The organism is Nocardiopsis sp. EMB25 (genome assembly GCF_026797795.1).
Taxonomy (GTDB): domain Bacteria; phylum Actinomycetota; class Actinomycetes; order Streptosporangiales; family Streptosporangiaceae; genus Nocardiopsis; species Nocardiopsis lucentensis.
The window spans coordinates 1,514,613-1,538,190 of the sequence record NZ_JAMTDN010000001.1 but is presented as its reverse complement, the minus strand read 5'-3'; the positions used below and the strand labels follow the sequence as shown (position 1 = coordinate 1,538,190).

Sequence of the window (23,578 nt, the reverse complement as noted above, 5' to 3'; positions counted from 1 at the left end):
ACGTGCACGTGATTCGGCGTCTGACACGGGTTCCGACTTCCGATTCCGCGGCCGGGTGGGCCCCGGACACACCGGTGGTCTATGGAGGCGGGTCGAACCTGGCCACCTGGTCGACCATCATCCCCCGGTCAGTCCCCCGACCGCCACCGCGTCAGCGCGAACCACAGGCGCATGCGCTGTTCGGCGTCGGCCAGGTCCACGTTCAGGTCGCGCTCGATCCGGCCGATCCGATACCGGACGCTGTTGCGGTGGGCGCCCAGGTCGGCGGCGGCCCGGTCCCAGTTGCCGTGGCGGACGAGCCAGGCCCGCAGTGTGCGGCGCAGAGTCCGCGCCGCGTCGGTCTCCTCCGTCAGGGGACCGAGGATCCGGCGAGCGAGGTCGTCGGACCCGGAGGGGGTGAGCAGCCCGGCGAAGGGGTCGCCGTCCTCCTCCCACACCAGGGGCCCGCCCACGGCACGGGCCCGCTCCAGGAGAGCTGCGGCACGGCGGTCCGCCACGGGCAGGTCCTCCGGGGCGACCGGGCCGCTCAGGGCCGCGATCCAACCGCGCGTGAGCAGGTCCTCCAGCTGCTCCCGGTGCCTCTTCTCACCCCGGTCGGACAGGACGGCCCGCAGGTGCGGTTCCGGTCCGGTTCCGGTGTCCAGGACCTGGGTGGGCAGGGGCGGGACCGCCGGGGACGTGTGCCGTCCGGGCCCCGCGGGAAGGGCGCGCAGCACCCGGTAGGCGGGATCCGGCGCCCCCTCCGCCCCGGTGAGCTCGGCGAGCAGGGGCGCGGCGGGACCGGTGAACCCTCCGTCGGCCAGCAGTGTGGTCAGGAGGCGGCCCGGCACGGGCGGGGCGTCGTCGTGACCGCGCGAGAGCAGGTCCAGCAGGGCGGTGGCGGTGCGCAGGACCGCGCGGTCGGTGATGCCGAGCGGGCGGGGGCGGCCCACCAGGACGACGCCGTGGTCCTCCGGTGGCGTACCCACGGTGTGCAGGAAGACCTCGTCGGGGCCGCGGACGGCCTTGGCGCTACGGGGGCCGGCGACCTCGGTGAGCTTGGCGACCAGCCCGGTCAGCTCCTCGTCCAGGGTCTCCGGCGCCCCCGGGCTGGCGCGCAGTCCCTCGGGGGCGGCCAGCGCCGACCACGCTCCCAGGGAGTCGGCCAGGACGCCCAGGACCCGGTCGACGGGCCCCGGCGCGGTCACTGCGCGGGTGAGCTGTTGGTGGGCCTCCCCCAGGCGGCGCAGGTCGCGCATGCGCCGCTCCTCCAACTCCTCCCCCACGGCCTGGCTGACCGCGGCGAAGGGGGTGGGACGGGGCACCTCGACCAGCGGCAGACCCTGGCTCCGGCACTCCTCGATCAGCGGCGCGGGGACCGTGTCGTGCACGGGCGTGACACCGAAGCCGACGGCGCTGACGTGCGCCTCGACGAGGGAGCGCACGTAGTCGCGCACTCCGCCCGCGCTCCGGGGCAGATTGAGGCCCGCGGTCAGCACGAGCTCCCCGCCGCGCAGGTAGAGGGCCGGCTCGGCCAGCTCGCTGACCACCGCCCAGACGATGCCGGGGTCGCCCGCGTCGACGACGGTGGTCAGGGCCAGGTCCCGGCGCGCGAGGACGGCGCCCAACGGGACGGCGTGGGTGTCGGGGCCGGCGACGGAGACGACCACGCGCCCACCCCCTTTTTCTGGTTTGGTCATTTCCTCTAGTTTTATGACTATACCGGTGCAGTTGAACCACTAGTAGGAAACCCATCCGCTCCCTAGTCTGAGCGCAGCGCTGTGACCTGCGTCAACGTTGCCGCTAGACAAGGACGGACATGAACACTCCGATCGGACCCACCGACTCCAGCCGCGTCCCCCGCTTCGCCGGACCCGCGACCTTCGCCCGGCTGCCCCGCATCGACGAGGTCGAGCGGGCGGACATCGCCGTGGTGGGCGTGCCGTTCGACACCGGGGTCTCCTACCGGCCCGGCGCGCGCTTCGGTCCCTCCGCCATCCGTGAGGCCAGCCGTCTGCTGCGCCCGTACAACCCCGGCCTGGACGTGGCCCCGTTCGAGCGCCTCCAGGTGGTCGACGGCGGCGACATCCCGGTCAACCCGTTCTCGATCGGCGACGCGGTGGAGACGCTCGACGCGGGCGCCTCGACGTTCGTCGAGGCCGGAACGCGCCTGGTGACCCTGGGCGGCGACCACACGATCGCCCTGCCCCTGCTGCGTTCGCTGTACCGCCAGCACGGCCCCATCGCCCTGTTGCACTTCGACGCGCACCTGGACACCTGGGACACCTACTTCGGCGAGCCCTACACGCACGGCACCCCGTTCCGCCGCGCCGTCGAGGAAGGCATCCTCGACACCGAGGCGATCGCCCACGTGGGCACCCGCGGCCCGCTCTACGGCAAGAAGGACCTGGAGGACGACCGCCGCTTCGGGTTCGGCATCGTCACCGCCGCCGACGTGATGCGCCGCGGCGTCGACGAGATCTCCGACATGCTGCGCCAGCGCGTGGGGAACCGTCCGCTGTACGTGTCCGTGGACATCGACGTGCTCGACCCGGCGCACGCCCCGGGCACCGGCACGCCCGAGGCCGGCGGCATCACCAGCCGCGAGCTGCTGGAGATCCTGCGCGGTCTGTCCACCTGCAACCTGGTGGGCGGTGACGTGGTGGAGGTCGCCCCGGCCTACGACCACGCGCAGATCACCGCGACCGCGGCCTCGCACGTAGCCTACGACCTGGTCAGCGTGCTGGCCCTGAACCAGGCAAGGTAGGGGCGGACATGGGTGGGAGCGCGCCGCGCAGCGGCGGCGACCTGGTGGTCGAGACCCTGGCGGCGCTGGGCGCCACGGCGGCCTTCGGCATCCCCGGCCAGCACGCCCTGGGGCTGTTCGACGCGCTGCGCCGGTCACCGCTGCGGTTCGTCTCCAGCCGGGTGGAGAACAACGCGGCCTTCGCCGCCGACGGACACGCCCGGGTGAGGGGCGAGGTCACGCCGCTGTTCGTGTCCACCGGCCCCGGGGCGCTGCTCACCCTGTCCTCCCTTCAGGAGTCGCGGGCCTCCAGCGCCCCGGTGCTGGTGGTCGCCTCCCAGGTGCCGAGCGCGGGCCTGGGCGGCGGACGCCACGGCTACCTGCACGAGCTTCCCGACCAGTCCGCGAACTTCGCGGGGGTCACCAAGTCGGCGGTCACGGTCCGGCACGCCGCCCAGATCCCCTCGGCCCTGGCCGAGGCCTGGCGCACGGCCGCGTCCGCGCCCGCGGGCCCGGTCCTGGTGGAGATCCCCCAGGACGTGCTCCTGGGTCCGGCCGGCACGCCACCGGTCGTGGACGTGTCCGCCGACCCCGAACCGCTCCGCCCGCGCGAGGAGGTGCTGGCCGAGGCCGCGCGACTGCTGGACGGGGCGGAGCGGCCGATGGTCCTCGCGGGCGGCGGCGTGAGCCGTTCCGGCGGGCGGGCCGCGCTGGTGGAGCTGGCCGAGGCGCTGCGGGCACCGGTGGCCACCACGTTCGGCGGCAAGGACGCCTTCCCCTGGGAGCACCCGCTCTCGCTCCGATCGTGGATCGAGGACCGGCACACGACACGGTTCCTGGAGGGCGCGGACGTCCTCCTGGTCGTGGGCTCGGGGCTGGGCGAGCTGTCGAGCAACTACCACACTCTGGCCCCGCGCGGCCGGGTCGTGCAGGTGGAGGCCGACGCGGGCAAGCTGGCGGCCAACCTGCCCGCCTTGGGGGTGCACGGTGACGCCGCGCTGACCCTGGCCGCACTGGCCGAACGCGTCCGGCGCCGCCCGGAGTCACCGGGGACGGCCGCGGAGGTGGCCGGGGTGCTGCGGACCGTGGCCGAGCGGCTGGACGGGCAGGGGCTGACCACCGAGCGGGCGGTGCTGGCGGCGGTGCGCGAGGCGGTGCCCGACACCGTTCCGAGCTTCTGGGACATGACCATCCTGGCGTACTGGGCCTGGTCGGGCTGGGACCCCAGGGACGCGGGAATGTACTCCGCCCAGGGCTCGGGCGGACTGGGCTACGCGCTGCCCGCCGCTCTGGGGGCGGCGGTGGCCGCCGACGGCCCGGTGCTGGCGGTCTCCGGCGACGGCGGCGCGATGTACTCGGTCGCGGAGCTGGCCGCGGCGCGCCAGTACGACCTGGACGTGACGTGGCTGATCGTCGACGACGGAGGCTACGGCGTGCTGCGCGAGTACATGGAGGACGCGTTCGGCGAGGCCACGCACACCGAACTGGCCCGCCCGGACTTCGCCGCCCTGGCCGCGGCGTTCGGCGTCCCGGCCACGGTCACCGCCCCGGAGCGGCTGCGCGCGGACCTGTCCGCCGCCCTGGCCCGGCCCGGCCCGGCCGTGGTCGTGCTGCCCATGGTCCTGGAGCTGTTCGCGCCCACCCACCTGTGACCGTGTCACCGAACCCGTCGCCGTCACGTTCTCACCCGAACCGCGGTGGTCGGCTCGAAGGGTCCGCGAGGGTCCCCTCAGCCGGAAGCGACGACGCAGCGGGCGCGCCCGACGGCGCGCCGACCCACGCAACTCATTCGCACACCACCGAGCAAGGAAAGACGAAGGACGCCATGCGCATCCACGAGTTCGACACGCTGCCCAGCCTCATCGACGGCGAGCCCGTCCTGCCCGCCGACGGCCGGGCGCTGGACCTGGTCGACCCGGTGACCGGCCGCGTCAGCGGCCGGGCCGGGGTCTGTGGGACCGCCGAGGTGGAGTCCGCCATGGCCTCCTCGCTCACGGCGTTCCGGTCCTGGCGCAAGGAGGCCGGCCCGGGCCGCCGCCAGGACGCCCTCCTGGCCATCGCCGACGCCCTGGCCGCCCGCGCCGAGGAGTTCGCCGACGCCGAGTGCCGTGAGACCGGCAAGCCCCGTTCCTCCATGCTGGAGGAGGAGATCCCGTTCTGCGTGGACACGCTGCGCTTCTTCGCCGGGTCCGCCCGCCACCTGGAGGGCCGGGCCGCGGCCGAGTACGTCGGGGGACGCACCTCGTGGATCCGCCGCGAGCCGGTGGGCGTGTGCGTGGGCATCACCCCGTGGAACTACCCGCTGATGATGGCGGTCTGGAAGATCGGTCCGGCCCTGGCCGCCGGGAACACGGTGGTGCTCAAGCCCGCCGAGACCACCCCGACCACCACGGTCATGCTCGCCGAGATCGCCGCCGAGGTGCTGCCCGCGGGCGTGGTGAACACGGTCGTGGGCGACCGCGACACGGGCCGGGCGCTGGTCGAGCACCCGGCCGCGCGTCTGGTCTCGGTCACCGGTTCCACCCGCGCCGGGACACAGGTGGCGCGCACGGCCTCCGACGACCTCAAGCTCCTGCACCTTGAACTCGGCGGCAACGCGCCGGTGCTGGTCTTCGACGACGTCGACCTGGCCGAGACCGCCTCCGGAGTGGTCGCGGGCGCCTACCTCAACGCGGGGCAGGACTGCACCGCCGCGACCCGCGTGATCGTGCACGAACGCGTCCACGACGCGTTCGTGGCCGAGCTGTCGGCCCAGGCCGCCACGCTGGTCACCGGTAAGCCCTCGACCGGGGCCGGCGACTTCGGCCCGCTCAACAACGCCGACCAGTTCGCCCGGGTGACGGGGCTGCTGGAGCGCCTGCCCGAGCACGCGGTCGTGGAGACCGGCGGCCACCGTGTGGGGGCGGCCGGGTTCTTCCTGGCCCCCACGGTCGTGTCGGGCCTGCGCGCCGAGGACGAGATCGTCCGTGAGGAGATCTTCGGTCCCGTGGTCACCGTGCAGCGGTTCGCCGACGAGGACGAGGCCGTGGCGCTGGCCAACGGTGTCGACCAGGGGTTGGCGTCCTCGGTGTGGACCGCCGACCACGCCCGCGCCCTGCGGGTCAGCGCGGACCTGGACTTCGGCGCCGTGTGGATCAACGGGCACGGTGAGCTCACGTCGGAGATGCCACACGGCGGGTTCAAGCACTCGGGTTACGGCAAGGACCTGTCCGCCTACAGCCTGGAGGACTACACCCGGGTCAAGCACGTGATGAGTTCGCTGGGTTGATCTCGGCCGGTGTCAGTGGGCGGTCGCCGCGTGTCGGGGGCGCAGGTGTGACCTGGTGAGCTCGCTGACGTGCCCGGCCAGGGCGTCGGGGGTCTCCTCCGGGTGCTCCAGGAGCCAGTCGGCGCAGGCGTCGGCGGTGCTGACCGCCACGCGTGCCAGGAGCTGGGCGTCCTTGGGGTCGAGGAGGCACCCGGCGCCGTCGGGTGCGTCGGCGCCGGTGCAGGCCGTGACGAGGGCGACGACCTCGGCCAGCACTCGGTCCCGGGCCCGGGAGACCTCGCCCGCGAAGGGTCCGGCCTGGGAGGAGGTCCGCCGGTACAGGACGGTCCAGCTGTCGCGGTTGTCGGTGACGAAGGTGAAGAAGGCGTGGAGTCCCCGCCGCAGGGGGTCGGCTCCGATGGGGGATTGGGGGTCGCGGACGGCGGCGCGGATGGCCGCGACGAGGCGGTCGGCCTCGCGGCGCACGCAGGCGGTGAAGATCCCTTCCTTGGACCCCAGGTAGTGGTACACGGTGGGTTTGGAGGTACCGGCCGCCTCCGCGATCTCCTCGACGCGTACCGTGTGGTAGTCGCCTCGGGAGAACGCGGTGACGGCGGCGTCGATCATCTGCTGTTCCCGGACACGACGCGGAAGTCGGCGCTGTTTGGTCTTCACGTTTTCGACCCTATTGGTCCGGACCGCCTGGGTCAGGGGCCCTGGGGAAGCCGCGGCTCGACCGTCGTGACCCCACGATCTCGGACACGGACGCTGACCTGTGACTACCGGTAAGTCCACTCTGACACAGAGTGGCATTTCCCACATCGGTGGAGGTTTGAACGACCGGAATCCGCACGTGTGTGCGCCGGACACGAGCCGCCACGCCGCCCACTTCGGTCACGCTCGCGCGTCGCGCAACTCCAGGGTGCAGCACTTGGCGCCGCCCCCGGCCTTGCGCAGCTCGTCGAGTTCGACGGGGTGCACGGTGTAGCCGATGGCGCGGAGCCGGTCGGCGAGCGCGGTCGCCTCGGCCGCGATGACCACGTCGCCGCCGGAGCACACGGAGTTGAGGCCGAGCACCGCGGCGTCCTCCTCGGTGGCGATGAGGGCGTCGGGGTAGAGGGAGCGCAGGACCCGCTGGCTACCCGCGGAGAAGGCGCCGGGATAGTAGGCGATCTGCTCCCCGGAGAGCGCGAACAGCGCGGTGTCCAGATGGTAGAAGCGGGGATCGACCAGTTGCAGTGTGACGACGGGTCGGCCCAGGAAGCGCTCGGCCTCCACGTGGGCGGCGGCCTCGGTGCGAAAGCCCGTGGCGGCCAGGACCACGCCGTCCAGGGTGATGAAGTCGCCCTCGCCCTCGTTGACGTGTTTGGGCTCGCTCGTCTCGGTGTAGCCCGCGGCGCGGAACCAGTCGAGGTAGGCGGGCCCCTCCGGGGTGCGTTCGGCGCTGGCGAACCGCGCTCCGTACACCCGTCCGTCCACGACCAGGGCGCCGTTGGCCGCGAAGACCATGTCGGGCAGCCCCTCGATGGGCACGATCTCGCTGACCCGGTGCCCCAGATCCAGGTAAAGGTCGCGCAGTGCCTCCCACTGGCGGATCGCGCGCTCTCGGTCGACCCCCGCCGCGGGGTCCATCCAGGGGTTGATCGCGTACTCGACGGCGAAGTACGTGGGACGGCACATCAGGTAGTGCCGCCGAACCGACGATCCGACCGGTCGCGCCATGGAACCTCCCTGTGTCGCGCACCGGTGGCCGCGCAGCCTCGGTGCCGCCTGTCCCGACCCTGGTCGGGTGAACGAAGGGGAGATACCCGGCGGCGGGGAAGCCCAATATAGGCACTTCCATAAACTCCCCACCAGAAGGAGACGCGGACCGCGACGCCCCGCGGCGGCGACGCGCCCGCCAGACCCCCTCTACCGACCGACCAGACGGTATTGCTACTGTCGCGGCAGTCCGTGATTGGAGAGCCCTCCCATGAGTACGACCGTCAAGGCCGCCGTCTTCACCGAGACCGGAGCCCCGCCGAGCATCCGCGACCTGGTCCTGCCCGATCCCGGCCCGGGGGAGGTCCGGGTGCGCGTCGCCGCGGCCGGGGTGTGCCACTCCGACCTGTCCCTGGCCAACGGCACCCTGCCCCAGCCCTGGCCCGCCGTGCTCGGCCACGAGGGCGCGGGCACCGTCGAGGCGCTCGGCGAGGGGGTGACCGGGGTGACGCCGGGGCAGCAGGTGATCCTCAACTGGGCGCCGCCGTGCCGGGAGTGCTGGTTCTGCGGGCAGGGCGAGCCGCACCTGTGCGAGCACGCCCTGGACCGGGCCGGACGGCCCTACGCCGAGCTCACCGACGGCACCCCGGTCTACCCCGGACTGGGCACGGGGGCCTTCGCGGAGGCCACCGTGGTCCCCGCGGACGCCGTGGTGCCGCTGCCCGACGGGATCGACCCCGCGGTCGCCGCCGTCCTCGGCTGCGCGGTACTCACCGGGTGGGGCGCGGTGGCCAACTCGGCGCGGGTGCGCGAGGGACAGTCGGCGGTGGTCCTGGGGTTGGGCGGCGTGGGGCTGTCGGTCCTGCAGGCCGCCCGTCTGGCGGGGGCCGACCCGTTGATCGCGGTGGACGCCTCCCCCGCCAAGGAGGAGCTGGCCCGCGCCCTGGGCGCGACCGACTTCCTGGTGGCCGACGACTCCCTGACCAAGGCCGTACGCGGACTGACCGGGAGGCGGGGCGCGGACCACGCCTTCGAGGTGGTCGGCTCGGCGAAGGTGGTGCGCTCGGCGTGGAACGCGACGCGACGCGGCGGAACCGTCACCGTCGTGGGGGTCGGGGCGCTGGACGACGAGGTGTCGTTCAACGCCCTGGAGCTGTTCCACCAGGCCAGGACGCTGCGCGGGTGTGTGTACGGATCCAGCGACCCGGCCCGTGACATCCCCGTGCTCGCCGACCTGGTGCGCTCGGGCGAGCTGGACCTGGCCTCGATGGTCACCGACGAGATCCCGCTGTCCGGAGTGCCCGAGGCCTTCGAGCGGATGCGTCAGGGCAGGGGCGGCAGGTCGCTGGTGCGGTTCGGCGCGTAGGCCCTCAGACGCGTGCCTTCGGGGTTGCGTCGCCGTCGTCGAGTCGCCACGTCATGACCGGTTCGTCCGGGACGGGCTCGGGGGCGGCGTCGGGCCCCCGGTAGGGCAGGGCCGCGAGCAGCACCGCGACGTACAGGCCCCACACCAGGAGCGGGGTGAGCAGGGACCCGACGAAGACGAACAGGTACCACCCCGTGGCGGTCGCTCCCACGAAGGCCGTGGTCGCGGCGCCCCGCCAGCCCGTGTTGGACGCACCCCACAGGGTCAGCAGGCAGACGGTGACGAACGTGTTCCAGGCCGAGAGCCCGAAGCCGCTGGTGAGGAGGGGGATGACGACCCAGTGGACGCTGACCGTCCAACCCAGGAGCCAGGTCAGGGAGGACAGCACGGCGGCCCTTCGCTCCGCGACGTTCTCCGGTAGGAGGGCGACCGTCGCGCGCGAAAGCCCGGCCTGGGCCTCACCGCGAAGGGTCCAGCCCGTGTACCGCCACAGAACCCAGGCCTGAAGGGCCATCGGGAAGAGGCGCAGAGCCAGGAAGGCGGCCCCGCACAGGACGACGGCCAGGAGGCCCGGTCGGTCGGCGAACCCGTGGAAGGCGGGCAGCGACAGTCCGATGTCGGCCGGGGTCACCGCCGAGGCGGTCCCGACGAACACCATGCCCACGAACATCTCCCCCAGGTACCACCACACGGTGGCCCGGTACAGGCGGACCAGTGGTGAGGAGCCGTCCGCGGGAGCGGGCCGCCGAGCCGCACGGAACAGGGGACGGAAGACGAGCGGCTGGGCGACCAGACACACGATCAGCGCGAGGCCGATCACCGTGGCGACCGGACCGGGCTCGAACGTCAGGGGATGGAAGAACACGGGGGATTCTCTCGACTGGGGGACGTGACCCGGATGACCAGCGAGAATGGACCACCCGAGTGAATCCGGACATCGTGCCACGAACCCGACTCCTTGTCACACCCTGACAAACCCTGTGGCGCGGGACACACACCTCCCTTGTCATGGCGGGCTCCCCTGGGCACAGTCGTCGTCATCGCGCCCGACCGTCGAGGGGAAGTGTCCGGATGAGCAGTGCAGCCGAGCAGGCCGACGTGATCGTGGTCGGAGCGGGACTGGCCGGGCTGGTCGCGACCGCCGAACTGGCCGACGCCGGTAAGCGGGTGGTCCTGCTCGACCAGGAACCCGAGGCGTCCCTGGGCGGGCAGGCGCACTGGTCGTTCGGCGGGCTGTTCTTCGTGGACTCCCCCGAACAGCGCCGCATGGGGATCCGCGACTCCAGGGAGCTGGCCCTCCAGGACTGGATGGGCACGGCCGCCTTCGACCGCCCCGAGGACGAGTGGCCGCGCCGGTGGGCGGAGGCCTACGTGGACTTCGCCGCCGGGGAGAAGCGGGCGTGGCTGCACGCGCAGGGGCTGCGGATCTTCCCGCTGGTCGGGTGGGCCGAACGCGGCGGCCACCTGGCCGGGGGGCACGGCAACTCGGTGCCCCGTTTCCACATCACGTGGGGCACGGGGCCGGGGGTCGTGGCGCCCTTCGAGCGCAGGGTGCGCGCGGCCGTCGAGCGCGGCCTGGTCTCGTTGCGCTTCCGCCACCGGGTGGACGACCTGACGGTCGCGGACGGGACCGTCACGGGGGTGCGCGGCGCGGTCCTGGCGCCCAGCGACACCCCGCGCGGGGAGGCCAGCAACCGGGACGTGGTCGGCGGGTTCGAGCTGGGCGCGCAGGCGGTGATCGTCACCTCCGGCGGGATCGGCGCCAACCACGACCTGGTGCGCGAGAACTGGCCCGAGCGGCTGGGCACCCCGCCCGAGCACATGCTCTCCGGGGTCCCCGAACACGTGGACGGGCGCATGCTCGCCATCACCGAACGGGCGGGCGGGCGGATCATCAACCCCGACCGGATGTGGCACTACACCGAGGGCATCCAGAACTGGGACCCGATCTGGGCGCGGCACGGGATCCGGATCCTGCCGGGGCCGTCGTCGCTGTGGCTGGACGCGACCGGCAGGAGGATGCCCGCGCCGTGCTTCCCCGGGTTCGACACCCTGGGCACCCTGGACCACATCATGCGCACCGGCCACGAGTACACGTGGTTCGTGCTGTCGCAGAAGATCATCGAGAAGGAGTTCGGGCTGTCGGGTTCGGAGCAGAACCCGGACCTGACCGGCAAGAGCCTCAAGCTCGTGCTCCAGCGGGTGCTGCCCGGGGCTCCGGGGCCGGTGGAGGCGTTCAAGCGGCACGGCGCGGACTTCGTGGTGGCCGACCGGCTGCCGGAGCTCATCGGGAAGATGCGCGACCTGGCCGGAGACGGGGTGCTCGACGCCGACACCGTCACCCGCGAGGTGGTCGCCCGCGACCGGGAGATGGTCAACCCCTTCACCAAGGACCTGCAGGTGATGACCATCCACGGCGCCCGTCAGTACAAGGGCGACAAGGTGGCCCGGGTGGCCGCGCCGCACCAGATCCTGGACCCCAAGGCGGGCCCGCTGATCGCGGTGCGGCTGCACATCCTCACCCGCAAGACGCTGGGCGGGCTGCACACGGATCTGGACTCCCGGGTGCTGGGGGCCGACGGCGCCCCGCTCCCGGGGCTGTACGCGGCGGGCGAGGTCGCCGGGTTCGGCGGGGGCGGCGTGCACGGCTACCGGGCGCTGGAGGGCACCTTCCTGGGCGGGTGCCTCTTCTCCGGCCGCACGGCGGGACGGGCCGCGGCGGCGGCGCTGGGGTAGCGGACAGGCGATTCGGTTGCGGACCGGCAGCCGGAGGCGAAGAGGAGGGCCACTTATTCACGAATTTCGTGATTCCCGCCCCGCTACGGACAGTCACGCAATGCTGGTCTTCATGAACCTGAGGAGGCATTATGAGTCTCATGACTACCGGCAAGACGGACCTGGACCCGGCCCCGCTCACCGTGGAGGATCTCAAGCGCATGCCGGACGACGGGCAGCGCTACGAACTGGTCGACGGGCGGCTTGACGTGTCACCCGCACCGGTCTTCGCGCACAGCCGCGTGGAATCCCGGCTGACCATCCACCTTGGAGTTATCGCTCCTCCGGAGTTCGAGGTCGTCTCGACACCAGGCATCAACGTCAACGCCGATCGTACCCACCACCGCGTCCCTGACCTCGCGGTGATCCGGGCGGACGCCGAGGAGAGCCCCTACCTGACCAAGCCCCCGCTGCTGGCGGTCGAGATCGTCTCCCCCGAGAGCGCCATCCGCGACCACCACACCAAACGGCAGGAGTACGAGGAGTTCGGTATCCCCTCGTACTGGATCGTCAACCCGGACCCCGCTCTGCCGAGCATCACCGAGCTCCGTCTGGAGGACGGCGGTTACCGCGAGGTCACCACCGTCGTGGGCGAGAACGTCCTCAAGACGGACACGCCCTTCCCCCTGAGCGTCGTCCCCCACTGGCTCGTCGCCCTCGGTAACCGGCGAAAGCACGTCGGCGGATCCGACGAGGCCGCCGGATAGGCACCTCCGACGGAGCCGGGCGCCCCCTTCGGGGCGCCCGGCTCGGCCTGTACGCCGCCCCGGTGTCGGCGTCCGCGGAGCGGGCCAACTATCGTGCACCTGACCGTGTGCGCGGGGCGACGAACACCGGCAACGGCGCCGAGGGTTCCCACCCACCGCGGGCGGAGACTCAGGAGGCTGCCTGTATGTTCCAGAAGATCCTCGTGGCCAACCGAGGAGAGATCGCGATCCGCGCGCTGCGCGCGGGCAACGAACTGCGCGCGAGGACCGTCGCGGTCTTCCCGCACGAGGACCGCAACTCACTGCACCGGCTCAAGGCCGACGAGGCCTACCAGATCGGGGAGCAGGGACACCCCGTGCGGGCGTACCTGTCCGTCGGGGAGATCGTGCGGACCGCCCTGGAGTCGGGCGCGGACGCCGTCTACCCCGGGTACGGCTTCCTGTCCGAGAACCCCGAACTGGCCAGGGCGTGCGAGGAGGCGGGCATCACGTTCGTCGGCCCGCCCGCCGACGTGCTGGAGCTGACCGGCAACAAGGCCTCCGCGGTGGCGGCGGCCAAGGCGGCGGGCGTGCCGGTGCTGGGCTCGTCCGCGCCCTCCACGGACGTGGACGCCCTGGTGGCCGCCTCGGAGGAGATCGGCTTCCCCCTGTTCGTCAAGGCCGTCGCCGGGGGCGGCGGCCGGGGGATGCGCCGGGTCGACGCTCCGGGGGCGCTGCGCGAGGCCGTGGAGGCCGCCATGCGCGAGGCGGGCGCGGCCTTCGACGACCCCACGGTGTTCCTGGAGAAGGCCGTGGTGGAACCCCGCCACATCGAGGTGCAGATCCTGGCCGACGGCCAAGGCGACGTCATCCACCTCTTCGAGCGGGACTGCTCGGTCCAGCGGCGCCACCAGAAGGTCGTGGAACTGGCCCCCGCGCCCAACCTCGACCCGGAACTGCGCGAACGCATGTGCCAGGACGCGGTGCGCTTCGCCCGCACCATCGGCTACCGCAACGCGGGCACGGTCGAGTTCCTGGTGGACCGGGACGGAAACCACGTCTTCATCGAGATGAACCCGCGCATCCAGGTCGAACACACCGTGACCGAGGAGGTCACCGACGTCGACCTGGTCCAGGCGCAGCTGCGCATCGCGTCCGGGGAGGCCCTGACCGACCTGGGGCTGAGCCAGGACTCGATCACCCTGCGCGGCGCCGCGCTCCAGTGCCGGATCACCACCGAGGACCCCGCCAACGGCTTCCGCCCGGACACCGGCACCATCAGCGCCTACCGCTCCCCCGGCGGGTCCGGTATCCGGCTGGACGGCGGCACCGTCGCGGCGGGCACCGAGGTCAGCGCCTACTTCGACTCCCTGCTGGTGAAGCTGAGCTGCCGGGGACGGGACCTGGCCACGGCGATCAGCCGGGCCCGCCGCGCCGTGGCCGAGTTCCGGATCCGCGGCATCGCCACCAACATCCCCTTCCTCCAGGCGGTCCTGGACGACCCGGACTTCCAGCAGGGCCGGGTCACCACCTCGTTCATCGAGGAGCGGCCCCAGCTGCTCACCGCCCGCCCCTCCGCCGACCGGGGCACGCGCCTGTTGACCTACCTGGCCGACGTGACCGTGAACAAGCCGCACGGGGAGCGCCCGCACCTGATCGACCCCGTCGCCAAGCTGCCCGCGATCGGCGAGGACGGGCCGGCGCCCGGTTCCAAGCAGCGGCTGGCGGAGCTGGGGCCGGAGGGGTTCGCGCGCTGGCTGCGCGAGTCCGACACCCTGGCGGTCACCGACACCACCTTCCGTGACGCGCACCAGTCGCTGCTGGCCACGCGGGTGCGGACGAGGGATCTGCTGGCCGTGGCGCCCACGGTGGCCGACACCCTGCCCGGCCTGCTGTCCCTGGAGTGCTGGGGCGGCGCCACCTACGACGTGGCCCTGCGGTTCCTGGCCGAGGACCCCTGGGAGCGGCTGGCCGCGTTGCGCGAGGCGGTGCCCAACATCTGCCTCCAGATGCTCCTGCGCGGCCGCAACACCGTGGGCTACACCCCCTACCCCACCGAGGTGACCTCGTCGTTCGTGCACGAGGCCGCGGCGACGGGTGTGGACGTGTTCCGGGTGTTCGACGCGCTCAACGACGTGGAGCAGATGCGTCCGGCCATCGAGGCGGTCCGTGAGACCGGGACCGGGGTGGCGGAGGTCGCGCTGTGCTACACCTCGGACCTGTCCGACCCGAACGAGAAGCTGTACACGCTCGACTACTACCTGTCCCTGGCCGAGCGGATCGTGGCGGCGGGCGCCCACGTGCTGGCGATCAAGGACATGGCGGGCCTGCTGCGCGCGCCCGCGGCCGCGAAGCTGGTGACGGCGCTGCGCCGCGAGTTCGACCTGCCCGTGCACGTCCACACGCACGACACCGCCGGCGGACAGCTGGCGACCTACCTGGCGGCGGTGAACGCGGGCGCGGACGCGGTGGACGGCGCGGTGGCCTCCATGGCGGGGACGACGTCGCAGCCGTCGCTGTCGGCGATCGTGGCCGCCTTCGACCACTCCGAGCGTCCGACCGGTCTGAGCCTGGACGCGGTGAACGCGCTGGAGCCGTACTGGGAGGCCGTGCGCCGGGTGTACGCGCCCTTCGAGGCGGGGCTGGCCTCGCCCACGGGCCGTGTCTACCACCACGAGATCCCGGGCGGGCAGCTGTCCAACCTGCGCACGCAGGCCATCGCCCTGGGGTTGGGCGACCGTTTCGAGGACATCGAGGCGATGTACGCCGCCGCCGACCGGATGCTGGGCAGGCTGGTCAAGGTGACGCCGTCCTCGAAGGTGGTGGGCGACCTCGCCCTGCACCTGGTCGGCGCGGGGGTCGCGCCCGAGGACTTCGAGAAGGACCCGGGACGGTTCGACGTGCCCGACTCGGTGGTCGGATTCCTGCGGGGCGAGCTCGGTGTGCCTCCGGGCGAGTGGCCCGAGCCGTTCCGCACCAAGGCCCTGGAGGGGCGGGGCGCGGCCCGGCCGACCGAGGAGCTGACGGCACAGGACCGCGCCGGACTGGCCGACGACCGCCGCGCCACCCTGAACCGCCTGCTCTTTCCCGCACCCACCCGGGAGTTCCAGGCGCACCGCTCCGCCTACGGTGACACGAGTGTGCTCTCCAGCCCGGACTTCTTCTACGGGCTGCGCGAGGGCGAGGAGCACGTGGTGGACCTGGAGCCGGGCGTGCGTTTGCTCATCGGCCTGGAGGCGGTCAGCGAGGCCGACGAGCGCGGTGTGCGCACGGTGATGACCACCCTCAACGACCAGCTCCGCCCGCTCCAGATCCGCGACCGCTCGCAGTCGTCCAACGTCCGGGAGGCGGAGAAGGCGGACCGGAGCAACCCCGGGCACGTCGCCGCGCCTTTCGCCGGCGTGGTCACGTTGGCCGTGTCGCAGGGGGAACGGGTGGAGGCCGGCGCCACGGTCGCCACCATCGAGGCGATGAAGATGGAGGCGTCCATCACCGCTCCCGCGGCTGGCGTCGTGTCCCGGATCGCGATCGACGGCGTCCAGCGGGTGGAGGGCGGCGACCTGATCCTCAGTCTGGACTGAGCCTCCGGCATCGCTGACGGAGCCGGGTGTCCCCGCGCGGAGGGGCACCCGGCTCCGTCAGTCGTCCCCCTCCCCCTCGGGTCGCGCCTTGCGGGGGCGACCACGCCGGGGGATGTCGCGTGCCTCCTTGGGCATGCGTCCGGCGTCGTCGAGGGCGCGGCGCAGGAGGAACTCGATCTGGGCGTTGGTACTGCGCAGCTCCTGCCCGGCCCAGCGCGCGAGCGCGTCGTGGACCGCGGGATCGAGCCGCAGCAGCACCTTCTTTCGCTCGGACACGGCCACCTCGTCCCGGTTACTGGTACAGGGTCCCGGTGTTGACGACGGGGTTGGTGGGGCGGTCGGAGCACAGGACCACGAGCAGGTTGCTGACCATGGCGGCCTTGCGCTCCTCGTCCAGTTCCACGACCTCCTGCTCCGACAGGCGCTCCAACGCGCGGTCGACCATGCCGACGGCGCCCTCGACGATCTCCCGGCGGGCGGCGATCATGGCCCCGGCCTGCTGGCGCTGGAGCATGGCCTGGGCGATCTCCGGCGCGTAGGCCAGGTGGGTGAACCGGGACTCCACGACGGTCACCCCGGCGGCCGTGACCCGGTCGGCGACCTCCTTGGACAGCTGCTCGGTGATGAGGTCGGCGTTGTCGCGCAGGGAGGGAACGTCCTCGGCGTCGTAGGAGTCGTAGGGGTAGCGGCCCGCGATGTGGCGGACGGCGGCCTCGGTCTGGGTGGAGACGAACTGGAGGAAGTCGTCCACCTCGAAGGTCGCCCGTGCGGTGTCCTCGACCTGCCAGACCACGACGGCGGCGATCTCGATGGGACTGCCGGAGGCGTCGTTGACCTTGATGACGGAGGTCTCGTGGTTGCGGATGCGTGTGGAGATGGTGCCGCGCAGCGTGAAGGGGTTGACCCAGCGCAGGCCGTCGGTGCGGAGGGTGCCGACGTAGCGGCCGAACAGCTGAACGACGCGCGCCTCGTTGGGCGAGACCATGGTCAGCCCCAGGGACAGTCCCGCGCCCGTGATGACCAGGACCACGCCGACGGCCAGCAGGGCCGGGGGCAGGTCGAGGAGGGGCAGGGCCGCGACCGCGGCCCCCGCCAGGACGAGGGCGCCGCTCGCGGCCGCCATCAGGAGGCCGTCCCTGCTGCGGGCGTCGTACTCGCGGTACTGAGGGGTGGGGCGCGGGGCCCCGGTGGGTTCGCTCATGTCGTCTCTCCTCCCGGTGATGACTCAACAATAGCATTGTGATATCACTTTTTATTGACAGGCCCGTTCGGGCCCCGAACGAGAGGAGATGCGGACGCGATGAGCAGCGACGCTCCCCGCTTGCGCCCACCCCACCACCGCGTCGACCGCCGCGCGGTGTGGTGGTGGACCACCCGGTCACTGACGGTCACCGTGGTCCTCACGGCCGTGCCCGTGGTCCCGGCCCTGATCTGGGCTCCGCCACGCTCCTGGTTCCTGCTCGCGGCCGCGGTGATCGGCGGTCTCGGACTGCTGATCACGGTGGTCATGCCGCAGTGGCGGTACCGCGTCCACCGGTGGGAGGTCACCGACACCGCCGTCTACACCGCCAGCGGCTGGATCTGGCAGGAGTGGCGCGTGGCGCCGATGTCGCGGATCCAGACCGTGGACACCGCCCGCGGCCCCCTCCAGCGCGCGTTCGGCCTGTCCAGCGTGACCGTGACGACCGCGTCCGCCGCCGGGCCCATCGAGATCACCGGGCTGGACCACACCGTGGCCACCGACGTGGCCGAGCGGCTGACCGAAACCACCCAGGCGACCCCGGGAGATGCGACATGACCTCCCCCGACGGGCTTTCCCCCCAGACTCCGGACCACCCCGCCGACCCCGAGGTCCCCTGGCAGCGGCTCCACCCGCTGTCGGTGTGGGCCAGTGCCGCCGTGGCGGGGATCTTCCTCGTGCCCTCGGCGATCGTGGGCACGATCGTGCTCGCCGTGCTGGGCCAGTACCCGTGGGTGTTCTTCCCCGTGCCCGGGTCGCTCGCCTTCCTGGCCCTGACGACCTACCTCGACCTGCTGAGGCTGCGCGCCACCCGCTACCGGGTGACCGACGAGCGCATGGAGGTGCGGTCCGGCGTCATCGCCAAGTCCTACCGCTCCATCCCGCGCGAACGCGTGCGCAGTGTGGACGTGGCCGCTCCGCTGTACGTGCGGGTGTTCGGGCTGTGCTCGGTGACGGTCGGCACCGGTGAGAAGGTCGGCTCCGGAGGTTCGGACCAGCTTCAGCTCATCTACGTCACCGCCGAGCAGGGCGAGGGGCTGCGGCGGGACCTGTTGCACCGGCGGGTCCCAGGACGGACCGGCGACGCCGAGGGCGCCGACGGCTCCGAGACGGCCGGGGCCGCGGAGGCGGAGGAGGCCGCGGACGAGGTCGAGCTCGCCCGGCTCGTGCCCGCGTGGTTGGCCTACGCCCCGGCGACCGCCGCCACTTTGGGCGTCGGCCTCGGTGCGATCGCCGCCCTGCTGGGGCTCAACGCCCAGACCGGCGGTGTGGGCTGGGACTGGGTCTCCGGCCGGCTGGGACTGCCGACCCCCGAGCAGATGTCCTCGTTCGTGATGGCGCGGCTGCTGATGGTGGTGCCGCTGTCGCTGCTGGCCCTGCTGGTGTCGGGGGTGGTGGTCCTGACCCTGGCCGCGGTGGAGACCTGGTGGAACTACCGGCTCACCCGCGAAGCCGACGGCACCGTGCGACTGCGTCGGGGGCTGTTGACGAGCGTGTCGCTGTCGGTGGAGGGTCGGCGCCTCAACGGTGTGACCCTGCACGAGCCGTTCGTGCTGCGCTCGGTGGGCGGCGCGGACGTGCGGGCCGTGGCGACCGGTCTGTCGGCCGCCGACGAGAAGAAGACCAGCGCGAAGAGTCGCCTGTCCCCCGGCATGCCCCGGGCACGGGCACGGGCGCTGGCCGCCGATCTCATGCGCGAGGAGGCCTCTCCCCTGGACGTGCCGCTGACCGCCCACCCCCGGTCGGCGCTGCGCCGCCGGTTCACCAGGGCCGGGTTCGTCACGGTGCTCGGTGCGGTGGCCGCGGCGGCGCTGGCCTGGGCGCACGGCCTGGCCAACCGGACGTGGTGGGAGCACGCGATCCGCGCGGAACAGGAGTTCGCGCCGGTCCCCCTGGCCACACCGGTGCTGGAGACCACGCCGACCTGGGGCTGGGGCGTGTTGGCGGTGCTCCTGGGGGTGGCGGCGTTCTGGTACGCGCTGGGCTCCTACCGGGGTCTGGGCCACGGCCTGCATCCGCGCTACCTGGTGGTGCGCCAGGGTATGGCGGCGCGCGACACGGTGGCCCTGGAGCGGTCGGCGGTGATCGGCTGGCGGATCACGCGGTCGCCGTTCCAACGGTGGGCGGGCTTGGCGGACGTGGCGGCGACCACGGCGGCGGGCTCGGGGATGTACGCGGCCACGGATGTCGGTCTGGGTCAGGGGCTGGCGTGGGCGGACGCCGCGGCGCCGGGGCTGTTGGAGCCCTTCCTCGTTCGGGAGGACGGGGGCGGCGCGTCGGGCGCCCGGGAGCGGGAGGGGGCGTGAACCCCGGTCAGGGCGTCCCGGTGACCGGGCCTCCCGAGACCGGGGCGCCGTCCACCCGCAGCCCGCTGGTGTGGGTCAGGGCCATCTCCACCAGCGGGTAGATCTCGAACACCCGGCCCATGCCGAGCGCGTCGAGCACGCGCGCGGCGATCGGGGAGGGTTCGGCGAGGACCATGTGGCGACCCTCGCGGGTGAGGCTCCAAGAGACCGACAGCAGCGCGCGCAACCCGCTGGCGTCGAAGAAGTCCAGGCCGGACATGTCCACGACGAGGCAGTCGCACCGCGAGTCGTGTGCGGCCCGCAGCAGCCGGTCGCGCATGCGGCCCGCGGTGGCGAGGTCGACTTCGCCGTGGACGGGGACCACCGTCACTCCCGTGCAGGGGAAACATTCCTGGACGGAGAACCGGGCATCACTCGCCACTCGGGCCACCTCTCACCGGTCGTAACCTATCCACTACGCAACCGCGTACGAGATCGTAACCTCTCTGATGAGGCTGCGGGAGGCTTTTCGCGAGAAAAACCCGGGAAATCTCACCGATGGCGGGTTCGGGTCTCTCCTCACCTTTCTCGGACACTCCCGAACCCCCACCCGCGCCGTGCTTTCGGCCCTCCGGTGCGGTAGAAGCGGTACTGCACACGTGCGCCCCGCCCGGCAGGTCCGGGCGCGGGTCCGACCCCCAGGGTCACGACGAGAGCGAAGGGAGGGAGCGGCGCCCGCACCCCGACCGTGCCCGGGGAGCCCCGCCGCGCACCCCATGACCGAGACCGCAGACACCCAGCCCGGATGGTTCTCCCCCGAGGAGCTGGAGAGCATCCGCGGACGCATGCCCGTGCTCTACGTCCAGGCCGTACCCGTACGCGTGGACGAGACCGGGACGGTGACCCACCTCGGCCTGCTCATGCGGGCGGCCCCGGACGGCACGTTCAGCCGGTCGGTCGTCTCGGGCCGCGTGCTCTACCACGAACGCGTTCGCGACGCCCTGCTGCGCCACCTGGAGAAGGACCTGGGACCGGTCGCGCTCCCGCGCATCCCCACCTCGCCTCAGCCCTTCACGGTGGCCGAGTACTTCCCCACCCCCGGGATCACGCCGTTCCACGATCCCCGCCAGCACGCCGTGGCCATGGCCTACATCGTCCCGGTGTCCGGCGACTGCCAACCGCGCCAGGACGCCCTGGACCTGGTCTGGCTGACGCCGGAGGAGGCGTCCAGTCCGCAGGTGCGCGAGGAGATGGCGGGCGGCCAGGGCGTGCTGCTGCGCCAGGCACTGGCTCATGTGGGCCACGCGCCCTGACCGCTCGCCGTCCTGCGCCGCTCCCGCCGGGTGCTCCCGGCGGGAGCGGCGCAGGACGTGTTCGGCGAGCACTCACCTGTCCTAGGCTCGGGCCATGTCCGACACCGTGGTCACCGACGCCCTCGCCCTCCTCCCACCGACCGCCCCGGGCGGCGGGCGCACCGTACTGGGGCTGGCGGGCGCCCCCGCCGCCGGGAAGTCGACGCTCGCCCGCCACCTGGTGGCCGAGATCAACGACCGTACGGCGCCCGGGACCGCCGGATACCTGCCCCTGGACGGCTTCCACCTGTCCAACGCACAGCTCAGCCGCCTCGGCCGCCGCCACCGCAAGGGCGCTCCGGACACGTTCGACGCCCACGGATACGTGGCGCTGGTGCGCCGTCTGCTGGAAGAGACCGACCACCCCGTCTACGTGCCCGACTACGACCGCGACCTGCACGAGCCGGTCGCGGCCCGGCACGTGATCGAACCGCACACCCGCCTGGTCGTCACCGAGGGCAACTACCTCGCCAACGACGAGGCACCCTGGTCCCGTGCGCGCGCCCTGTTCGCCGAGCTCTGGTACGTGGAGGCGCCCGACGAGGTGCGGGAGCTGCGGCTGCACCGACGGCAGCGCGCGGGCGGCCTGACCGACGACGCCGCGCGCGACTGGGTCGAGCGCAGCGACCGCCCCAACGGTGAGCTGGTCAAACGCTTCCAACGGAACTGTACGCGCGTGGTGCGCGGGGACGCCCTCCAGCGCCGCTGAGCGCGGGGCCGCGCGAGGCTCTTGGGACACGCACTTGACCGGGGTTCCGCGCGCCCTTAGTTTGGTCATATGACCAAGGCAAACGACCAAATTTCGGAGACCCCCTCCGTCACCTCCGCGGAGCGGGGCCGGACCAGCCGGGCCAAACTGCTCGCCGCCGCCGTGGAGCTCATCCCCGAGGTGGGCTGGAACGCGGTCACCACCCGACTCGTCGCGGCGCGGGCCGAGGTCCGCCCGGGCCTGGTGCACTACCACTTCGACTCCCTCGAAGCCCTGCTGCGCGCCGCCGTCGACTCGGCGATGGCCGACGTCCTCGAGGGCCCCCTGTCCGCGATGACGGGCATGGACGATCCCGTCGAGGCGATGCGCGCCGCCCTGGCCGCGATGGACGCCTACCAGGGCGACGACCCCGCGTCCGTGCTGTTCGCGGAGGCCTACCTGGCCGCCACGCGAGATCCCGAGTTGAACGCGACCATGTCCCGGATTCTCGGGGACACCCGCGCGTCCATCGAGGCATGGCTGACCCGGCACGGCACACCCCAGCCCGAGGCGGTCGCGGAACTGCTGTGCGCCTTCCTGGACGGCATCGTGCTGCACCGGGCCCTGGTGCCCGTGCCCGGACCGGACGCCTACGTCGAACCCCTGCGCCGCCTCCTCGCGGCGTCCGGCTCCGAGGAGGGCACGCGATGAGGGCCGTCATCGTCGGCGGGGGCATCGCCGGTCTGGCCACGGCGTGGTGGCTGCGGCGCGCGGGCTGGGAGAGCACGGTGGTCGAGCACCATCGGACACCGCACGGGGTCGTCGACACCGACGCCGCGGCCGAGGGGGTCATCCCCGGCGGCTACGTCATCGACTTCTTCGGACCCGGCTACGACTCGATCGAGGCCATGGGGTTGCGCGACCGGCTGCGCAGCCACGACCTGCGCCTGGAAGGAATCCAGTACCGTGCGACGAACGGTCGTCGCACCGCGCGCATGGGCACCGACGCCACCCAGCGCATGGGCGGGGGTCGTCTGGTCTCGATGCTGCGCGGCAACCTGGAGCTGATCCTGCGCGAGGCGTTGGGACCGGGGGCCGACGTGCGGCACGGGCTCAGCCTCGCCCGTGTCGAGCAGGACCCCGACGGGGTGACGGTGGAGCTGACCGACGGCACCGTGGAACGGGCGGACCTGCTCGTGGGCGCCGACGGCGTGCACTCGCGGGTACGCGAGCTGGTGTTCGGGCCCGAGGAGCGGTACCGCCGTTACCTGGGCGCGCACACGGCCGCGTTCCTGTTCGAGGACCCCGAGGTGGTGCGGGCCGTGGGCCGCGAGCTGCACATGGTGGAGGCGCCCCGGGTCCAGGCGGGCGTGTACGGCCTGACCGGGACCACGGGTGCGACCTTCCTGTGCCACCTGTCTCCGGAGGGATCGATGCCCTCGGATCCGCGCGCACGGCTGCGCGAGGTCTACGCGGGCATGGGCTGGTACCTGCCGCGCCTGTTGGAGGCGTGCCCGCCGAAGCCGTTCTACGACGAGGTCGAGCAGATCGAGGTGCCCACCTGGTCGCGTTCGCGGGTCGTGCTGGTCGGCGACGCATGCCAGGCGGTGTCGCTCATGGCGGGCCAGGGCGCGAGCATGGCGGTGGCCGCCGCCGAGGTGCTGGGGCGTGAACTGGGCGGGGCGGGGCCCTCCGGAGCGGAGATCGGGGCCGCCCTGTCCCGGTACGAGGGCCGGGTCAAGCCCGTGATCGAGACGAAACAGGCGGCCGGACGGCGGCTGGCCCGGTGGTTCGTGCCCGCCTCGGCGACCCGGATGCTGGTGCGCCGCCAACTGCTGCGCCTGGCGTCGACGCCGCTGGCCGACCGGGTGGCGCGCCCCTTCCTGGCCAGTCCGAAGCTCACTCCGGAACGGGAGCGCGCCTGACCGCCCC

20 protein-coding genes are annotated in these 23,578 nt (G+C 72.7%); 13 read left to right on the top strand and 7 right to left on the bottom strand.

All coding sequences use genetic code 11. The features are described 5' to 3' along the window. Window positions 1-128 precede the first annotated feature (128 nt). Window positions 129-1,679 carry a PucR family transcriptional regulator gene (locus tag KIK06_RS06670; protein WP_268642422.1) on the bottom strand — a complete coding sequence of 517 codons (1,551 nt, stop codon included), beginning with the start codon at window positions 1,677-1,679 and terminating at the stop codon, window positions 129-131. A 119-nt stretch (window positions 1,680-1,798) separates the two neighbouring features. Here KIK06_RS06670 and speB point away from each other — a divergent pair, with 119 nt between their 5' ends. The 3 genes from speB (at window position 1,799) to KIK06_RS06655 (ending at window position 5,993) form a co-directional block, all read left to right on the top strand. Further along, complete coding sequence (speB, locus tag KIK06_RS06665; protein ID WP_017597715.1) at window positions 1,799-2,746, top strand: agmatinase; 948 nt, start codon at window positions 1,799-1,801, stop codon at window positions 2,744-2,746. Between the two features lie 8 nt (window positions 2,747-2,754). After that, window positions 2,755-4,377 (top strand): thiamine pyrophosphate-binding protein, encoded by a 1,623-nt coding sequence (locus tag KIK06_RS06660; RefSeq protein ID WP_268642421.1) that lies wholly within the window; start codon window positions 2,755-2,757, stop codon window positions 4,375-4,377. A gap of 173 nt (window positions 4,378-4,550) precedes the next feature. Continuing rightward, window positions 4,551-5,993 (top strand): aminobutyraldehyde dehydrogenase, encoded by a 1,443-nt coding sequence (locus tag KIK06_RS06655; protein ID WP_268642420.1) that lies wholly within the window; start codon window positions 4,551-4,553, stop codon window positions 5,991-5,993. 12 nt (window positions 5,994-6,005) lie between these two features. Here KIK06_RS06655 and KIK06_RS06650 read toward each other — a convergent pair whose 3' ends face one another. Next, window positions 6,006-6,647 (bottom strand): TetR/AcrR family transcriptional regulator, encoded by a 642-nt coding sequence (locus tag KIK06_RS06650; RefSeq protein ID WP_083924120.1) that lies wholly within the window; start codon window positions 6,645-6,647, stop codon window positions 6,006-6,008. Window positions 6,648-6,866: 219 nt separating this feature from the next. Then, entirely contained in the window at window positions 6,867-7,694 is an 828-nt protein-coding gene (gene ddaH, locus KIK06_RS06645; RefSeq protein WP_017597718.1) for a dimethylargininase, read from the bottom strand. A gap of 250 nt (window positions 7,695-7,944) precedes the next feature. Between ddaH and KIK06_RS06640 the strand changes: the two genes are divergently transcribed. Continuing rightward, window positions 7,945-9,039 carry an alcohol dehydrogenase catalytic domain-containing protein gene (locus KIK06_RS06640; RefSeq protein ID WP_268642418.1) on the top strand — a complete coding sequence of 365 codons (1,095 nt, stop codon included), beginning with the start codon at window positions 7,945-7,947 and terminating at the stop codon, window positions 9,037-9,039. A gap of 4 nt (window positions 9,040-9,043) precedes the next feature. On the opposite strand, the gene KIK06_RS06635 is transcribed toward KIK06_RS06640, so the two are convergent. After that, window positions 9,044-9,904 (bottom strand): hypothetical protein, encoded by an 861-nt coding sequence (locus KIK06_RS06635; RefSeq protein ID WP_268642417.1) that lies wholly within the window; start codon window positions 9,902-9,904, stop codon window positions 9,044-9,046. Between the two features lie 206 nt (window positions 9,905-10,110). On the opposite strand from KIK06_RS06635, the gene KIK06_RS06630 reads away from it, so the two are divergent. From KIK06_RS06630 to KIK06_RS06620, 3 genes are all read left to right on the top strand, one after another. Further along, complete coding sequence (locus KIK06_RS06630) at window positions 10,111-11,775, top strand: FAD-binding dehydrogenase (RefSeq protein ID WP_268642416.1); 1,665 nt, start codon at window positions 10,111-10,113, stop codon at window positions 11,773-11,775. A gap of 131 nt (window positions 11,776-11,906) precedes the next feature. Then, window positions 11,907-12,521: a Uma2 family endonuclease gene (locus KIK06_RS06625; RefSeq protein WP_268642415.1), complete on the top strand. Its 615-nt coding sequence runs from the start codon at window positions 11,907-11,909 to the stop codon at window positions 12,519-12,521. A gap of 185 nt (window positions 12,522-12,706) precedes the next feature. Beyond that, the gene (locus KIK06_RS06620) at window positions 12,707-16,081 is read left to right on the top strand and encodes a pyruvate carboxylase (RefSeq protein ID WP_268642414.1); all 3,375 of its coding nucleotides are present in this window, start codon (window positions 12,707-12,709) and stop codon (window positions 16,079-16,081) included. Window positions 16,082-16,138: 57 nt separating this feature from the next. On the opposite strand, the gene KIK06_RS06615 is transcribed toward KIK06_RS06620, so the two are convergent. Together KIK06_RS06615 and KIK06_RS06610 are read right to left on the bottom strand one after the other, a co-directional pair. Then, entirely contained in the window at window positions 16,139-16,357 is a 219-nt protein-coding gene (locus tag KIK06_RS06615; RefSeq protein ID WP_017597725.1) for a hypothetical protein, read from the bottom strand. A 16-nt stretch (window positions 16,358-16,373) separates the two neighbouring features. After that, a complete protein-coding gene (locus tag KIK06_RS06610) occupies window positions 16,374-17,282 on the bottom strand; it encodes an SPFH domain-containing protein (RefSeq protein WP_268642412.1) in 909 nt (302 codons plus the stop codon). 99 nt (window positions 17,283-17,381) lie between these two features. Here KIK06_RS06610 and KIK06_RS06605 point away from each other — a divergent pair, with 99 nt between their 5' ends. Together KIK06_RS06605 and KIK06_RS06600 are read left to right on the top strand one after the other, a co-directional pair. Further along, a complete protein-coding gene (locus KIK06_RS06605) occupies window positions 17,382-17,879 on the top strand; it encodes a PH domain-containing protein (RefSeq protein WP_017597727.1) in 498 nt (165 codons plus the stop codon). Beyond that, a complete protein-coding gene (locus tag KIK06_RS06600) occupies window positions 17,876-19,627 on the top strand; it encodes a PH domain-containing protein (protein WP_268642410.1) in 1,752 nt (583 codons plus the stop codon). Before KIK06_RS06605 ends, KIK06_RS06600 begins: the two co-directional genes overlap by 4 nt. Before the next feature lie 7 nt (window positions 19,628-19,634). On the opposite strand, the gene KIK06_RS06595 is transcribed toward KIK06_RS06600, so the two are convergent. Next, entirely contained in the window at window positions 19,635-19,997 is a 363-nt protein-coding gene (locus KIK06_RS06595; protein ID WP_268645871.1) for an STAS domain-containing protein, read from the bottom strand. Window positions 19,998-20,382: 385 nt separating this feature from the next. On the opposite strand from KIK06_RS06595, the gene KIK06_RS06590 reads away from it, so the two are divergent. The 4 genes from KIK06_RS06590 to KIK06_RS06575 all read left to right on the top strand — a co-directional run bounded on the left by KIK06_RS06590 (window position 20,383) and on the right by KIK06_RS06575 (window position 23,571). Beyond that, window positions 20,383-20,919, top strand: a complete 537-nt coding sequence (locus tag KIK06_RS06590) for an NUDIX hydrolase family protein (protein WP_017597730.1) — start codon at window positions 20,383-20,385, stop codon at window positions 20,917-20,919. Window positions 20,920-21,013: 94 nt separating this feature from the next. Continuing rightward, window positions 21,014-21,667 carry a nucleoside/nucleotide kinase family protein gene (locus KIK06_RS06585; protein ID WP_268642409.1) on the top strand — a complete coding sequence of 218 codons (654 nt, stop codon included), beginning with the start codon at window positions 21,014-21,016 and terminating at the stop codon, window positions 21,665-21,667. Between the two features lie 69 nt (window positions 21,668-21,736). Further along, a complete protein-coding gene (locus tag KIK06_RS06580) occupies window positions 21,737-22,357 on the top strand; it encodes a TetR/AcrR family transcriptional regulator (RefSeq protein WP_268642407.1) in 621 nt (206 codons plus the stop codon). Further along, window positions 22,354-23,571, top strand: coding sequence for an FAD-dependent oxidoreductase (locus KIK06_RS06575; protein WP_268642405.1), 1,218 nt, complete (start codon window positions 22,354-22,356; stop codon window positions 23,569-23,571). Before KIK06_RS06580 ends, KIK06_RS06575 begins: the two co-directional genes overlap by 4 nt. The last annotated feature ends 7 nt before the right edge of the window (window positions 23,572-23,578 follow it).